This window comes from Lysinibacillus sp. GJ-1 (genome assembly GCF_021166035.1).
Lineage (GTDB): Bacteria > Bacillota > Bacilli > Bacillales_A > Planococcaceae > Lysinibacillus > Lysinibacillus sphaericus.
The window spans coordinates 3825304-3842548 of record NZ_CP088912.1; the positions used below are offsets into that span (position 1 = coordinate 3825304).

Annotated in this window: 11 protein-coding genes and 1 pseudogene; 2 read left to right on the forward strand and 10 right to left on the reverse strand. The window is 31.4% G+C overall.

Going from position 1 to position 17245, the window contains the following annotated elements:
* Positions 1–211: 211 nt before the first annotated feature.
* Positions 212–1063 carry an HNH endonuclease gene (locus LO754_RS18965; protein WP_231785026.1) on the reverse strand — a complete coding sequence of 284 codons (852 nt, stop codon included), beginning with the start codon at positions 1061–1063 and terminating at the stop codon, positions 212–214.
* Between the two features lie 96 nt (positions 1064–1159).
* Positions 1160–2971, reverse strand: coding sequence for a GmrSD restriction endonuclease domain-containing protein (locus tag LO754_RS18970; protein WP_231785027.1), 1812 nt, complete (start codon positions 2969–2971; stop codon positions 1160–1162).
* A 377-nt stretch (positions 2972–3348) separates the two neighbouring features.
* Between LO754_RS18970 and LO754_RS18975 the strand changes: the two genes are divergently transcribed.
* On the forward strand, positions 3349–4998 hold the full coding sequence (locus LO754_RS18975) for a Sau3AI family type II restriction endonuclease (protein WP_231785028.1): 1650 nt from the start codon (positions 3349–3351) through the stop codon (positions 4996–4998).
* A 337-nt stretch (positions 4999–5335) separates the two neighbouring features.
* Here LO754_RS18975 and LO754_RS18980 read toward each other — a convergent pair whose 3' ends face one another.
* The 5 genes from LO754_RS18980 to LO754_RS19000 all read right to left on the reverse strand — a co-directional run bounded on the left by LO754_RS18980 (position 5336) and on the right by LO754_RS19000 (position 12078).
* Complete coding sequence (locus LO754_RS18980; protein ID WP_231785029.1) at positions 5336–6109, reverse strand: alpha/beta hydrolase; 774 nt, start codon at positions 6107–6109, stop codon at positions 5336–5338.
* A 49-nt stretch (positions 6110–6158) separates the two neighbouring features.
* Complete coding sequence (locus LO754_RS18985) at positions 6159–7943, reverse strand: GmrSD restriction endonuclease domain-containing protein (protein WP_231785030.1); 1785 nt, start codon at positions 7941–7943, stop codon at positions 6159–6161.
* Positions 7944–7946: 3 nt separating this feature from the next.
* Complete coding sequence (locus tag LO754_RS18990; protein WP_231785031.1) at positions 7947–9245, reverse strand: DUF7834 domain-containing protein; 1299 nt, start codon at positions 9243–9245, stop codon at positions 7947–7949.
* 210 nt (positions 9246–9455) lie between these two features.
* On the reverse strand, positions 9456–9929 hold the full coding sequence (locus LO754_RS18995; protein ID WP_231785032.1) for a DUF1643 domain-containing protein: 474 nt from the start codon (positions 9927–9929) through the stop codon (positions 9456–9458).
* Positions 9930–10317: 388 nt separating this feature from the next.
* Positions 10318–12078 (reverse strand): DUF2075 domain-containing protein, encoded by a 1761-nt coding sequence (locus tag LO754_RS19000; RefSeq protein WP_231785033.1) that lies wholly within the window; start codon positions 12076–12078, stop codon positions 10318–10320.
* A gap of 260 nt (positions 12079–12338) precedes the next feature.
* Here LO754_RS19000 and LO754_RS19005 point away from each other — a divergent pair.
* Positions 12339–13522 (forward strand): annotated as a pseudogene (locus LO754_RS19005) (IS3 family transposase); the annotation flags it as partial.
* A 182-nt stretch (positions 13523–13704) separates the two neighbouring features.
* Here the strand turns inward: LO754_RS19005 and LO754_RS19010 are convergent.
* From LO754_RS19010 to LO754_RS19020, 3 genes are all read right to left on the reverse strand, one after another.
* Positions 13705–14532 (reverse strand): hypothetical protein, encoded by an 828-nt coding sequence (locus tag LO754_RS19010; RefSeq protein ID WP_231785034.1) that lies wholly within the window; start codon positions 14530–14532, stop codon positions 13705–13707.
* Between the two features lie 286 nt (positions 14533–14818).
* Positions 14819–15157 (reverse strand): nucleotide pyrophosphohydrolase, encoded by a 339-nt coding sequence (locus LO754_RS19015; RefSeq protein WP_231785035.1) that lies wholly within the window; start codon positions 15155–15157, stop codon positions 14819–14821.
* A gap of 1 nt (position 15158) precedes the next feature.
* Positions 15159–16796 (reverse strand): DUF2075 domain-containing protein, encoded by a 1638-nt coding sequence (locus LO754_RS19020; RefSeq protein WP_231785036.1) that lies wholly within the window; start codon positions 16794–16796, stop codon positions 15159–15161.
* Positions 16797–17245: the final 449 nt, after the last annotated feature.

Genomic DNA, 17245 nt, shown 5'->3' on the forward strand with positions numbered 1-17245 from the left:
GCAAAATATGAAATTTCATCAGCAAACATTTGAATTATAATAGCTATGACTAGTGTTATTAATATATTTTCCATTCTCGGGGTACTCATTGAATCACCTGCCTTTAATTCAATGGTACACTACGATTTTTATAAGATCCACTATCTTCAGATATTCCTTAAAGTGATTAAATGATTACTAATTAAATATATTAATATTCTTAAGTCGGCATTTAGAGAAGAATACCATAATAATTCATTAACGTTTTTTTATTAATTTTTATACCATGAGATTCATATAATTTTTCGTGCTGTTTGTAAAGATAGTCAATCATAACTGCTTTTTCTTGTAACGATGCATGATGAATTTTCCGATGGCAGTTTGGACAAAGCGTAACAATATTATCTGCAAAATCAATTGTATTTTCGTAATAATCTTGCGCTGCCATAGGTATTAGGTGATGTGCTTCCATATAGGGCATTTGATTTTTTGCAGATATAAATGTGACATGACTATTATCCATTTCACATTTATAGTTACTTTTTTCCTTAGCGGCAATACTTTCAACTGGGTTTCTTGGATAACTGAAGCCATTTTGCGTTTTCTTCTTTTCTGATTTTAATTTAGGCTCAGAAATTAACCCTATGTTATTTTCATTCATATTACTTTTAATTGAAGATGTAGAATTTAGAATGCTATTAAGTTCTGTGTCATTATTTTCTTCTTCCATCATTTGCTTAGATGTTACATAAGCTCTAAAACACGCAATTGTAGCACTTGGAAATCTATTTTCTCTTTGATTATATTCTTTAAAGTCCTGCAAAGAACTTAACTTTTCGAATTTTTTTAAAGCATTAAAACTAGCAAGTTCTTCAATCGTCTCTTTATAAATTTCTTCGTACAAGATTACAAATCTAATTAAATATCTAGCATATGAACTTGACTTCCCACTAGGTTTTATAGCATTTCCAGCTTGTTCTGTTAATAACTCTGCGAATTGTCGAAATTCATCATAAATCAGTTTATACTTAGTTCGTGTTAGTATAAAATCCTCATCAGTAGCTGTAATTTTTCGGAATATCATTGTATACCTCTTTCAAAATCCACTAGGTTCTTACTATTGATTGGGCTTATTATGAGAATTTAATTCCATATTATTTTTATAATATCATAGAGTAATTTATGTCTCTTTTCCAACTCGGTAAAATTTATCCATCGGTTCAAAATCTAATTGCAGGTTATTTATCATCTGTTTAAAGTCAATTTTAGTTTTATAGGTATCGTCTCTTAGTGTCTCATTCCAATAAAGTGTGTTGGCATAAGTCTTTAACTTTTCTTTATAGCTTTCATTGCTACTCGATATATTATCTTTTCCTTTTAGCAATAGCAGTCCACCAAGTCTGTTTCTTTCACGCTCAAAAATGTCATTATCATTGTTAAACTTAGATAAGTTTTCCTTGTTCACAGAAAGTATGTGCTCAATATGAAATCCATTGACAGCACCGGTATTAGAAACTAAATCATATAAGGTCTGTTTCATTTGCATTTTTGTTTCCACTGCTATAAACTTTTCAATTCTAGCAAAAAAGTATCTTTTAAACCTTTTATTTAGTTCAAACCCAGTATCTTTAAATAACTGATAACTAATTGGTTCCTTAATATCTAAACCACGGTTCTCAGACAACATCGAAATTAATTGTTCATCAAATACTTTTCTTATATATGTCAAGTCATCTTGCTCTCTAATACTTTGGCTGATTTTATAAATTGCTTCGTTATAATCATTACTGTCGTAGCCCTTTTGTAACTGTAAAAGAGAATAGAACCTATCAACCTCATAAGAAATCTTTTGAATCTTCTCATTCTCAGATGGGTCATTTAATTTACATACTGAAAGCGTTAGTAAAAACTGACTATCCATTTCAGTTAAACGGTTGTAGTAAACTTCAATATATTCCTCATGTTCATTCGAATAATAATTTAAAACTTTTTTATATAGAGAAGTGAAGTAATTGAACTCATTCATTAAAAACTCTTTAACGGCTTTTGGATTATGGTCTAACTTCCACTTTGCATGAACTTCTTTTTCAAAAATTGTTTTATGATAATTATTTTTATCATATTTTCGTGAGTCACCTATAGAGTTTGCAAACTTTGCTCGAAGAAGATACATAAAGAATTCATCTACTTCGTCTTTATATTCTCGATTTATTTCACCAATACTCGTATCCCATAGTTCGTTAAGTTTGAAATGTTCCAGTTCTTTTTTATCTACCTGTCCAAGAAGCTTTCCCTTTAAGATTTCATAAGGCTTTAGCTTTACCCCACGATCATTGATTACTTCAAACACCATTGGTACATCTGTTTGCTCCACATTTAAGTTTATTAAAACCAATCTTTTTAGAAAATAGAATACAAAACTCTCATACTTATGTTTTTCTTGTAATTTTTCATCAAGAAATTGTGAAATAGCAGAAAAATTCTTTACCATGTTTACTGCTGTAATACCACTTGAAGTACTTATATCCGAGAGATTTTTCCCTTCAAATAAGGATTTCATTGTTGATAAATGCTGTTCATGTTTCATCCAAAACTCTTTCTCAAATCCGTTAAATCCTACTATTTTTTGAGATAACCAATCAACCAAAGATGAATGATGTTGATTTCCGAGATGCATAAGTTTAATTAAAATCAATGTTATAGTGGTTAACCTTTGCTGTCCGTCAACGATATATAACTTTCCTCCTACTGGATTAGTTACATATGTATTTAAATAATACCAACCATATTCCTCTATTAATTGGTTTAGTGGAATATCACTACTACTATGTTTTTCATACTCCATATTAAATTTATAAAAAACATCATCTAATAATCTGTAAACAGGTTCATTTGACCACTTATATTCTCGCTGATAAAAATCAATATAGTATGTTGTATTTGAAAATACAGTATTTATATTTTGTTTATCTGGAGTTACATCCATTCCCATTCTCTAATCACCCACCTATTTATAATAGTAATATTATACCAATAAAAGCACCGATACCACATAGAATTCTATATCCAAACATCAGGATATCTAATATTATCCTCCATAATTTAATACACTTCTTCCTAAAATGTTGACAGTCCATTCTATTGTTATTTAAAGTGAATTGCTAATAATTGATTAGTAAATTTATATATTATGTAATCTAATAAAGTTTCCACTTGTCAATATCATGCAGAACAATGCTAATTACGCTTAATAATAGTATCAGTTATACCTAAATTTAGAGATTAATTGCAATTGTATTAACAAATGCCAAGTCATTGATATACTATATGAAATAAATATTGTTCGTTATTTTAGAGGAGCGGAATGATTTGAGTAGTGTATATGATACAAAGGAGAAAGTACATGCAAGAGCATTAGAAGCGGTTGGCAAAACACTTGGAGCAATTGATGTGAAGGGCACTAAGAACGTGAAAAATAAATCTTATCCAGGCAATGTAATCGAGCAGGTCTGGTTTAACCATCCAGCAGATAATAATGCAGAACCAGATTTCCCAAAAGCCGGAGTAGAACTAAAAGTTACCCCCCTAGATAAGCAAACCAAGCATGTAAAAAAGAAAAAGGTCACTAAATTAATTGCTGGGGAGAGACTAGTTTTAAATGTAATTAATTACCAAAATGAATATGGTAAAACATTTGAACAAAGTTCTTTTTGGCATAAGAATAAACTAATTGAATTAATTCAATATTATAGACGGGATGTTTCGCATAAGAAAAAAATTTCTAGCGGAGAACTAATTGAAGATAAGACACAGTTCCAAGTATTATATGCAAATCTACTTTCAATGACGGAGTTAAAAGATTTTGGCTTGTCTAAAGATACTGTAATAGAAATACCTGAGAAAGATTTAGAAATCATTAAGCAAGACTGGCTAAAGATATCTGAGTATATTAACTCTAATAAAGCTGAACAATTATCAGAAGGGCTTACAAATTATCTAGGAGCATGTACCAAGTCAGCAACTAGTGATGTTTTTACAAAACAGAAGCATACAAATGTTTCTGCAAAACCTAGAGCCTATTCATTTAAAGCAAAATTCATTAATAAACTCATAAATAATCATATTATTGGACATGACCATACCGAAGCAATTAATAGTATTGTGAAAGATGTTAGTGAACTAGAAAAGAAAACTCTTGAGGAAATTATACTCTCCCGTTTTACTCCCTTTTACGGTATGAAACAAAGTGAATTGATTCATAGCCTTAATATCAAAGTAGATAAGAGTTCACAAAAAAATATTAATAACATGATAATCCGTGGAATCCTTAAATTGCCAGCTACTACAGAGGAGGTCACATCTGAAGAAATCGAAAAAGCAGAAATTCGTTTAAAAACAGTAACTTTAAGAAGAGGGCAACCGAAAGAGCATTTTAAATTCATGGGAATTCCTTCATTTATAGAACTGGTAAAGGAGTCTTGGGAAGAATCTAAAGTGTATGATTTTTTAGATAGTCAGAAATTTTTGTTGCTAGTTTTTAATGATTTTAATATTAAGAAAAATGGAAGTAACTCGTACGAAACAAATCCTGAAAAAATCATTTTTATAGGCGCTAAATTTTGGAATATGCCCATTTCCGATATAGATGGACCAGTAAGAAGAGTTTGGAAAACGGAGATAGAAAAGCTAAAAAACGGTGTTGAACTAACATTTACTAAATTTGAAAATAATGAAATTAAAATAAATAATAATTTTATTAAACCATCTCTTAACCATATTTTACATCTCCGCCCTGATGCCCAAGTTGCACAATACAGACCACACTACAATAAAATCATTTTAGATAAAGGCATTGCCAAGAGTAAGTCAATGAATAATTCTAGGAAATTACCTCACCCAGTAAAATGGATAAATCGACCAGAGAGTGAAAAAGATAATTATACAGATGATTATATGACTAAACAAGCTTGGTGGCTCAGTAAAGAATACATTTATGAACAAATTAAAGATTTGTTGTAGAATAATATTTTTTCAAACTTACCGAAAAGGTGGCTTTTTATTACTTCTACTGTATTTATTTCATTATAATAGGAATCTATAGAACGACTGCCATTTTGAATATAACTAAAATGTACAATATTTAATAAAGCTGCTTTATTATATAAATGTAAATTTATATTTCAATATACTACTGAATCATAATCTTACTTGTGAATATATACGAACGGCACTTTTCGAACACACTAGCCATAGTTATTTTGAAATCTGTCAACTAACGCTCAAAAGCTTGTTCCGCACATTTCTTGACCATAAAGAACTGCACCTCCAATGGTTGGGGTGCAGTTCTTTTTTCAAATTATTGCTGATCTAAACTATCCAACAGTTCTACAATATACTGTGATGTCTCCATCATCTGCTGTTTGTTTGTAATGGAAGATTCGCCGTCACCTTTTTGATGACCATAATCGCCAAAGCCTCCATGATAGCCACCATTTATTTCGATAAAAACGTGCGTCACTTGGCATAATCTTTTGAGCATCTTTACTTTGGTTAAGTCAGCAACTTTATCATTGCTTCCCCATAGTGATAAGACTTTGATTGGTTGACTACTTAGATTTGTTTTTGATTTGGGGTAGGATGCTAATAGTACCAAACCTTTTATTTTCTCATTTTTTAGTGCGTAATCTGCTGCCATGACGCCTCCTAAAGAATGTCCTCCAATCACCCAAGTATCAATTTCTTTATGATTACTTATTAAACTGTCTGCTTTATTCGGTGAAAAAATGGCTAAGTTAAAGCTCATTTTCGCGATACTAACAGTATAACCTTTTGCAGCAATCTCCTTAGCTATAGGAGCATATGCTGATGCTTCTACCTTTGCGCCTGGGTAAAAAATAAAACCGGTATTTTTAGCATTCGATACGGGTTCAAATAAAATATCGCCATTATCTTCTACATTGACGAGCGCATCAGATTTCAAACTATCCAACGCCAACGAACTGTCCTTATAGTATGAACTTACATAAATAAAAAATCCCGCAACAAGCAATATTAGCAAAGCAAAAATTCCCGTGAAAATTTTAAACTTTACAGTTTTCTTTGGTTTAATCGTATATCCTCCTATCCTCATTATTATTTTCACCTTTACAAAAATGTTTTAATTGTTCACAATATCTACTTCACCCATTAATACTAGCCCTTAAAATCTTAAACATTTCCTCTTTATGTTCGCTTGCTTTTTCTTCGGTCCATTTTTTATCATCAAGATTGACTAATTCGCTCATAATTTTTAATTTCAAACTTTGGTAGATGACTTTTCGGAACGTGGTTATTTTGCCCTCTGGCGATACATTCGAAAATTTCGAGTTTCCTGATACTGTGATTAAAGCTAGGTTGCCAAATCCATGGAGGTCATCTGATTTCCAAGGTTCGCCTTCCACTGGATTTTGTGGATAGAAGTGTTCGATGGAACTTCTAAATTGAAATTGCCAATCGTCGCGCATTGGCTGGATAAGCTGTTTATTTAAGTATGAATAACCATCTTTGTATAATAAATAATCAAGATACGTAAATACGATTCGTTCAAAGCCAAATCCACTACTATGTTCAAATTCAGATTTCTTAATTTTTGTTGTGCAGTAGTCATCGAGAATTTTAATCATGTTACACGATTCATCTGCTAACAAATTTGTTAAAACTAGTGAAATCCAGTGCATCGTCTTAGGAGATGTATACGTTATACGTAAGCATGATTGCAGCGTTCTTATTTGTTTATTGTTCTGACTATTGTCATCACCAAATGTACCTACATATTTGGGTTTAGGATTGGCTCCCCTTTGTTCACTATATTTCTCCAAACGTAGTAATGACCATCTTCCCTCTTCCTTATAGCTTTTAGCATATTCACGTTTCAATATATATTTATCAAAAAGCACACGACATTTCAGCATATGGTATAAAAAGTTCTTTGCTTTCTCTGCATCAGCCCATGCCCAAGATAAATTATTTAAAAAGTGTTTATCATCAAGTGTTGAATCTTCTTCTGCTAACTTAGCGATAACGGCATTTACTTGCAGTAAAAAATTTGGGAATGAAATCGTTGATTCAAAACGTTCTTTCTCCACCTCATCATTACTTACTGTAGTATGACGAAATTTGCCTTCTTTTAAAATATCAATTAGAGGAACTGCTGTATTGTCATCTTCATCAGTCGGAACGTACATTTTAATACAATCAAAATTAATCATGCTATCCTTAAGGCTCGTCCAATCGTTTGTAAAAAGTGCGTTTCTAACAGTAGGATCAAAGTTCATTTGGATATACGAGTCCATATCCGCACACTTATCCCAAATCCATGCTGCCGTTTTTTTATCGTGTTTAGTATCCAAAACTTCTAAAAACTTTGATTTTGCTATTTCATGAAGCTCAAGTTGCTCTCCACGAGTATTCATAATTTCAAAATAATGATTTAAATCGATATCTTGTGGGACTTGTACACGAACAAGAAAAACCTTTTGTAGTTTTTCAATCAACCCATTTTTGTCTATTTCTTTCGTATTAAAATAGTTATCAATAATTTGATATCCCATTAAAATTTCACTGGAAGATAATTCCTCAAATAATTCTTCCCTATCGCCTTTTTTTAACATAGTAAGAGTACGGTTTGACTTATCACGTGCTTCAAATTTTAACGCATCATGCGCAAATTTTATGCCGAGATAATTTTCTAAAAGAAATAATGTTGTCAATCGTTGTTGTCCATCAATTACTTCATAAACATGATTATCTGTCTGATTGACAATAAGATTGCCAAGAAAATAGTCTTTGCTAGAACCTAAAATATCTTCTATTAATTGTTCAATTTGCATTTCTCCCCAAGCATAGTTGCGCTGATAAATTGGCACGATGTAACTGCAATTAGCAAAAATACTTGATACTGGGATGACTTTTAAATTTTTATCCACTGCCTACCACCTATTCCATTTACAAAGTAAAGTGTACACCGCTTTGTACTTGTCTTTATTTTTATTATCAAAATCAGGTTGCTCTAAAACGATCAACTTTAATTCTTCAGGATGGTTCATTTCACTAATTATTGAAAACAGCTTCAAACCATTATTTAAACGGTCATGTTTTCCTCTTGCATATTTATTGATTGTTTGCAGACGCACAGATTCCATCGTCAGTCTTAAGGAATAGCACCATGAATATAGTTGCTGTCTTACACCTTCCGTTAGGCTTTCCAAGCCAAAACGATCTGCAAAAAACAATAACGCACATTCATATAGCTGTTTAATGTAAAGATTGCCCGAACCCCTTATTGGGACCTGTTCATCGGTATGTACCTTCTTAATTAATTTTTGGATTTGCTCAAGTTGCTTGCTGTAGTGCAGCGTATAATTGAAAAATCGATTGCCAGCTATCAGCGGCTGTGTTAATTGAAATTGATTTAAAGCTCTAGTTGCTAGTAGTTCACTACTTCCATTTGCATTAAACTGATCGATAAAAAGATTACTTGCTTTATGATAGATTGCATAATTAAACACATTCGAGCTTTTAATCCCTTTAAAGACATCTATTTTACTTGAAGAATAATCGACACCATATTTTCCTTTATACCATTGTGTTAAAGGATAAAGATAATTTTTATATAAGTCATTTAAATGATTTTGGTTTTGATTTTCCCACTTGTTAATAATATTGACCTTTTGATGTTCATCCGCATCTTCCATCTCTCGTAAATGATACGACTTCAATAAATCATGTGGATCTAACTCTTTCCCCCGCGAGTTTTGGGAATCAAAAAATTGAAAAGCCTCTTGCTCACTATTTGTAACAATTTGCACTGCACTACAATGTTCTTGTAAATACTTTTTGTACTTATCTTGCTCATCTGCAGTAAATTCACTAATCCGCTTCTCTAAAATTTTATAATTTGTTACGATGACATCATTCGATAGTTGACTATATTTTTCTTGTAATAGCCCTTGCGCTTCATCACCTAAGCAGTAAAGAAGAATCGAAAGGGTTGTCAATCGCTGCTGGCCATCGACAATATTATATTTTTCATGCTCTTTATGTAAAATAACAGAACCAATTCTGTATTCTTCTATACCTTCTTGATAAGCTTGATACGTATCAAAAAAAAGCGTATTCGTGGATTGCACACTCCAACTATACGGCCGTTGATATGACGGTAACGCTAATTTCATACCAAGTAAGTCTTTCATCCTCGTTATTTTCAACTCTTCTTGCAGTAGAGCCATTATTAAATCCCCCCGACAAAGTTTTACATCATTTTAATGATAGCACCCACATGTCGTTTGGACTAGGAGGAGCAAAGTGAAATTACTTACTTTGCAAATTAAAAAGACCACCTCAGAGGAAATGGCTATATCATTCCAAATATTCAGCTAAGGTTTACATAATAAAATCCTGAAACTCAGATTGATTATTTTTAATCTCCAAGAATAAGCCTAAGCCCGGGTATGCCTTGGATATCCCTCTTGTGTCAAATCTTCCATTTGATATATTTCCTTGTTTTTCATTAAGCTAAAAACTTCTTGAATCCTATTGTCATAATCAAATATGTTACCTTTCCCCCAAGCAATAATTATCAATTGAGCCTCTTTGTTAGCCATTTCAATTATCGTATCATTATTATATTTTCCGTCAGCATCTATTCCTTTAATAAAATCCAAACTTTGTACTGAAATATATTCATCCACTTTTTCTGGATATGTCTCACATACTACATAAAGATTAGTAATAATAATTTTCCCTATGTCCTGTAAATCACTAACAGAGTTATTTAAAGAAACGTATTTGATAATACGATTAAGCGTGTTATCGGGAAATTCCTCATTTGCTTTACTTGGATTGATCATCATTAAATGGACAGCTTTTTCGTTATCCCCATTCTTCAATTCTATATCTAACCGATATCTCATATTAGTAGCACTATCATAATGTACTAATTGAACATTTTTTACATATTCATCTTTATAGTAAAAAATTCTTTTTTTACTCTTTCCATAACTGCCCCTCCTCTATATATGAATTATCTATGGGGTAAATATTTAATCTATTTAACTATATGATTTTTGTTAATGAAGAAATTATAAATATCCCGAATACTTTTGTTATTATTTTTAGAATATACAGTATATTTTATTTTTAATAATAAATTATGCTTCTATTTCAATGGTCAAAACATCATGGAATGGTTCAAATAAATAATAATTTTGTTGTCTTTTAAAATTTTTTTAGAAATAAAAAAGTGCGGGTTTCTATTGAAACACACACTCAATGTCTATTTTAATTTTACAACAGAATTTTTTAACTAGTAATTAGGTAATCAATTTCAAGAGTTTTCTTCATATATTCTTTAAATGATTCATTTTTCCAAAAGCCAATTCGAACCCCATCAATGCCTCTAGTCATTAGAATATAATAAATATTCAAAACGAATAAAGTAAACTCGTATGGATTATCTGGGTTGTCATCTTTTTTAGAAAATTTACCGTTTACATTATGGAAATTTTTTGGTTCTCCGTATAATCGCCCTTCAGCATCAACTTGAAGATCGTTTCCTATTAAAACACCAACTTTATTTAAATCGATTCCTTGTACTGCAAAAACAGAGCCAATTTGCTCTTCTGCATCTTCATCATCCGAATAAATCCAATTTTCTTGCGTAGAATTCCATCTTCGTTTAATATCACCTTCATGCCAATGTGTAATTGATGGGTCTTTACCATGAGCTTGTTTCCAAGGCTCAACTAATCCCCCTAATATTCTATTAACATGTTCGGGATTAAAATTATTGTCTTCCTCTACCCAGTCAATCAAATTCATTAAAGGTTCTGTTTCAAAATAGCCAAAATAAGAATCTAACTCTGAATCATGGAATATAGATTTATCAAATTGAGGGTCGAAATTCGTTTCCTCTAATAAGCCAGTATCCTTATATAAAAGATATTTAATACCATTCATAAAATCATCAGATGTATAGTTTTTTCCTTTAGGAGCTTGAATTCTAAACTGCGTCTTTAAATATCTCTTTTCAAAATTAATTGTGGCATCATTGAAATCAGTACGAGTTATATTGGCAGGTCGAATAGCTTGTAATACATCATACATTAAGACAATTTGACCGCCCATTTTTTTCAAACAATTTAAATGGTTATTATCATTAACAAATCTGCCTTGATAAACCTCATTGAAAGATGCCATTTGTTTAGAGAACTTTCTAGACAGCTTATGGGATTCATCAACAATAACAACATCATAATTGTTATTGGCATTAATTAATTGAGTTGAGGTTGCAATTGTTAGGTTATTACTATTCATTCCGTACACTCTAAAAATATCTTTTGCTGTTGTTATCCAATTAGGCTGTAAAACAACTGCTATTCTCTTATTAGGTTGCTCGTTTAATAGCATAGCTACCAAATGCGTCAATAAGACGGTTTTTCCAGTTCCAGCATCACCATTAATCACAAAACTTTTATCTGAATTTGAATTAATCTCCTTAAGTAAAGCGACTTGTTCGTCTGTTAATTGTTTGATTGGACTATATTTAACTAAGGCTCCTCTACGTAGTTCTTTCAAAGTCGGTGTACTTACCCATCCATTTGGGTATAGCTCTTTTTCCCAGAAAGGCAAAATAACTTCTAAAGCAACTTTTTCTCTTTCTCGGTAGTCATTTACACTATTACCATTGTTCCGATTAATAACTTCATCATTATCATACTGAACTAACTGACTTTTAGACTTTGGATTATCTGCAATAAAGTTGGTAATAAGCTGGCTTTCTACATCATCTAAAGCTGAACCATTGAAATAAGATGAGATCAGAATGCTTACTTGGTCAAAGGCTGCTATATTAAACTTTTGCTCTTTACCATTATAATGTTGCTTATTTCTCTCAATAAAATGTTTAGTTTGCCCAATATAAATTTTCTTAGATTTAGTTCCTCTATATATGTATACAACATTACCATTTTTAAGGATATTTTGTTCAGGTTGACGAAGTTTATCAAAATATTCTATTTCACCATTCTTTATATTTAATGTTATGCAATTATACTTAGCCACTACCTTAATACACCTCATTCATTTAAGTATCTTTCTTTTTTACCAAAGCTTTAAAAATTATATATCTATCATAAATCACTTAGTAATTTCGGTAAATTATCAGGCAGGACATATGAGTAAATAAGCACTTCTCCACATTTATCTACAAATCATGTAATTCTTATCCTTAATTGTAACAGGTGAATCCCTTTCTGATAACGTTATTATTTTGATTACAGAACATATCATATATAGATGAATATAAAAAACCCTTGATATGAACTGCAGAGGAAAAATTACAAGCAGCTTTACGATACTTAGAAGGCAAAGAAAGTTCACATGAAATTGCTAAATCGATTGGGACAGATCATAAGGCTATTCTTAATTGGGCTAAACAATATGAGTATAACGGTGTAAAAGCGTTTATAAAATCGTATACACACTATACAGCACCGTTTAAACTAGACGTATTAAACTTCATGATTGACCACGGTACGTCCTTAATAGAAACAGCGGCTATCTTTGGCATAGCAGCTCCATCGTCCATTATTCATTGGCGAAAACAGTTTGAAACAAAAAGATTCGATGCCCTTCAATCAAAGGAAAAGGGGCGTCCATCCATGAAAAAAGAAACCAACAAACAACTAAAACAAACACCAGTAGAAGTCTCACCAGAAGCACTTCAAGCTCGTATCAAGCAGCTTGAAATGGAAAACGAGTATTTAAAAAAGTTGAACGCCTTAGTTCAAGCCAAGGAAACATCACCAAAGAAGACAAAGTAAAGGTCATCTATGAATTAAGGCATAAATACTCGGTGAAGGCACTTGTCGCATTCGCACAGATTCCACGTAGTACGTATTATGACATAGTGAAGAAACTGAATCGTCCCAATCCAGATACCGACTTAAATGCCGAAATTCAATCCATCTATAACGAACATGAAGGCCGTTACGGATACTGTCGCATTCGTGATGAACTCGCAAATCGTGGACGAAGAGTGAATCATAAGAAGGTACAACGTATCATGAAAACACTTCGTTTAAAGTGCGTAGTCAGAATGAAAAAGTATAAATCATATAAAGGGACAGTCGGTAAAATCGCACCGAATATTTTAGACCGCAATTTTACAGCTGAAGCCCCTAATCAAAAGTGGGTAACAGATATTTCAGAGTTTAAATTGTTTGGTGAAAAACTCTATTTATCCCCTGTTTTAGACTTATTTAACGGAGAAATTATTACTTACACAATTGGTCATCGACCAACGTATTCACTTGTCTCAGAAATGTTGGAGAAAGCATTAGAGAAGTTACCATAGGAACACCAATTACTGAAGCATTCCGATCAAGGCTGGCATTATCAAATGAAGCAATACCGCCACGCACTTGCATCAAAAGGCATTGTGCAAAGTATGTCACGTAAAGGCAACTGTTATGACAACTCGGTGATGGAGAATTTCTTTGGGATTGAAATCGGAATTCAGTAACCAATTTTTATTTATAGCTATTCAAATTTGATAAAAATCATCGGTGAATTAAACTTAATATTTGTATTTCATCTATTTACTATATTTTTCTACGTATCGTGTAGTCGATTATAAAAAAACGGCAAACATCCATTTTTTATTAATTTTTTAATATTCAACACTATCTATTTTATTTTTCCTAATTTCCTTCTTAGTTTTATTACACTTTGCACCCATGGGTCATTCCATACATTAAAATGCCTTTGGAGTGCATAATCATAGCTATAAAAGTTACTATTTTCAGGTTGGAAATCCAAAGGGAAATCATATTCAGTTAAGTAATGGCTATCACTTTTTCTTAAATTTTCTGACTTAAAGTTACCTTTAGGCTGTGTTATTCTACCAAATAAGTTATTGTTAATTACCCATACCTCATGTTCTTTTTCTTCCCCTGTTGTTCCATCTGGATAATAAATACAATCATAATGCATAAGTATTTGGTCAAATGAAACATCCATTTTTAAAAATACATTACTACCATAAGATCCAAGGAAGTTCTTGTCTGCAAAAGAAAGAATTATGTTAGTTTCAAATTGAATATGGTCATCATCTTTAACATTTTTGTCAAGCAATCGGTTAGTAACTTGTTTTACCTCCTCATAATTCAATGATCTACCTAAAATTACAGAACTTTTTGATGGGAATTTTTCTTTTAAATAAGTCTGTGTATGAATATACAGTTTTTCTAATTCATCTTTTGCTTTTTGTATATCCTCCAAAGTCAATTCCATAAATGCTTTTCTAAGATGATAACCATTTGTAGACAGATAATATTCATCAAAGCCTGGAAATCTGTGAATCGAAAATATTTCTTTAGTTAAATATGTTAATACAGCTCTAGATTTAGCATAATCATCATTGTTTATATACCCATTACATAAATGCCCTCCAAAAAAGGCCATATTTAATAAATTACTTTTTATATGAAAAAGGTGGCTTTCTAATTTTTCCATAAATACCTCCGATGTTATTTTTGTTTTAGAGTAACTGTTGTCTGATCTATTGCTAAGCTAAACATTTTTTTGTGTAAAGTTAAGAAATGCACAATTCCATTTCATAAAGCGTAGGTTTTCTATCATAAATATCAGAATACGTTAGGTAAACTCCCATTAGATGATATGTTTTAAGAAATGCAGCATTCATTTTAAATTACACATCCTTAAATAAAAAAATATTGATGAAGCGGTAACTTTAATCCAAAAATCATATCAATTTTTCACGTAAATATTTGTATATTATTTATATCTCATTGTATTTAGTATTTTTTCCAGCAAACTTTTCAATAGGATATTTTTCATTATTTTTTTGAAGTTTATTATTTATTATTTTTACTAAGTCCATATCCGTCTCATTAGCAAATAATATCGCATAAATCAAAACATCTGCTAGCTCATCCTTCATCTTATCTAAGTTCTTTTCAACTGCTTCTTCACCCGTTTTCCATTGAAACAGCTCTAATAATTCACTTGCTTCAAGTGATAAGGAGAGCGCTAGATCCTTAGGATTATGGAATTGCTGCCAGTTACGTTGGTCTCGAAATTGCAAAATATTTTCACGTAGTTGCTCTAACTCACTCATACTATTCACCTACTTTTTGATATTCTAAAAGTTTATTGCGTAATGCTTCATCACTTGCATAAATGAAAAGACCCTTAATTCCACGCTTCATCAATATATTGATTGAATTTAGGACGATTTTTTCCTTTGCTTCATTTACATTTTCAATTCCGTCCATACCTGTATATGCACCTTTATCCATATACTTACTCGTATCAATGCTGATTTCATCTTTAACAGCGTCATATTGAACAGATGGCCCAAGCACGACACCAACATAATTTAAATCAAAGCCTTGTATTGTATAAATTGATCCAGCCTCGTGAACGGTTTCTGCTTTTTCTGCCCATGTATATTTCGTACTTGTTGTATTCCATGGCAGTTGGTATTCACCATTTGATTCTTTCACGTAGTAGGTCCCACCATCTTTTTTATGTATATAATCAAACGTTGATACAACACGACTTAAACCGTGCTGTGTATTTTTGTATTTAATTTCATCATGCATGTCCTTCAAAGATTCAAATACTTTAAATTCATAGTTTTTATCTTTAGGAAGGGGCAATAATTTTTTTCGCTTGAATTCATTTATCCAATTGATTACGTCATCATTTGCTTGCATGCGGAATTGGTTTGTTAACTGGTATTCTTCGTGAAAAGTACTTAATTTCTTAAGCCCTTCTAATGTTGCTGCTCCCCATAGACTCTTCAGTTTTAATACTTGATCTTGATCATAGATAATGACAACTACCTTTGCTAGCTTCAAAAACTCCTCTAAATGATTATTTCCATGGAAACCATTATAAGTATCTGGCTTTGTTAGCAATAAATGTGCTTCATCAACGAAAATGATATCAGCCCTTTTTCCCTCTTTTTGCAACATATTAATCAGAGATGTGGGTTTTGCAAAGTTTTTCCCTTTTAAATGTTTCACTTGTTTTGCTATATTTTTATATGTTTTAAACATTTCCTCATGGTTCACAGCTAAATAATTTTCTGTACGATATAAATTTGAAGATGCTTCTTCTACTCTTTCTTGAATCGTATTGAAAATAGAACTTAACACAACACTTTTTCCAACGCCCGCTTCACCTTCAATGATTAATAGACTTCCATATTCACTTGTGTTTTGAGTAACTCGTTCCTCACAAAACTCGAGTACTTTATCTTTTAATTCAAGTTGTTCTAAAGATAAATCTTTGAAAGGAGATAATTTAAAAATATCTTTGTTTTCAATTACATATAACTCATTGTCAACAAGCTTTTGTTCATATAGTTTTTGCCAAAGTTCTTTAAATAGTTGTTGATCGTAATAAGGTTTATTGTAGTAGTTATGAGTAAAATCGTTAGCCGTCTTACTTTTATTTTGAAGCGTAAATTTTTCATCACCAAGGAAATAGTTAATCAGTTTTGTCTCTAGATGAAAGGTTGCTGATCGATTAAAGTGTTCGTGCTTAATCAAATTTACTTGTTGAATATTTTTACGTGCTTTTAAATGAGCTTTCATACGATTTTTAAAATAAACCGTTTCACCAATATAAGCTTCTTTATTGCCATTCAAAACATAAATAACTGGATAATTTAAATACTGCTCTTTGTTGTTGATTTGATTGATGCTTTCTTGTATAAAAGGCCATGATAGTATTTCGATAGCTGTCATTTCTTTACTCCTTATCATTTTGTATAGCAATTTATTAACACTTCTAAAAAATAATCAACTGTATTAGGATTCATCAACTTTGAAAAACTAATAGCTTCGTCCATCCTTTATTTCTCTAGACGCTGGTTACATTCTATATAATTTAAATTTAGCTAATATAGCCTTACTATTCAATTTTGCCACGTGTTATTACTTGCTTATAGGAGTCTCCTTGAACTGTAATTGAATTTATTTCTGGCACAAATGCAAAAACATACGGAGCAGAAATAGTTAAATTATTTAACCCATCCTTTGCAATTTGTATACCTTTTTCATCTAAACTATATGAGAAGCAAGTATTGAAATTTGTTTCTTTTATTTGTTCTGTACACATTTTGGTGTTTTTATCTAATTGTAAACAGCTTTCTTGGATGGCTTTTATTATATTCTCCTTAGTTTTACCAGATCGA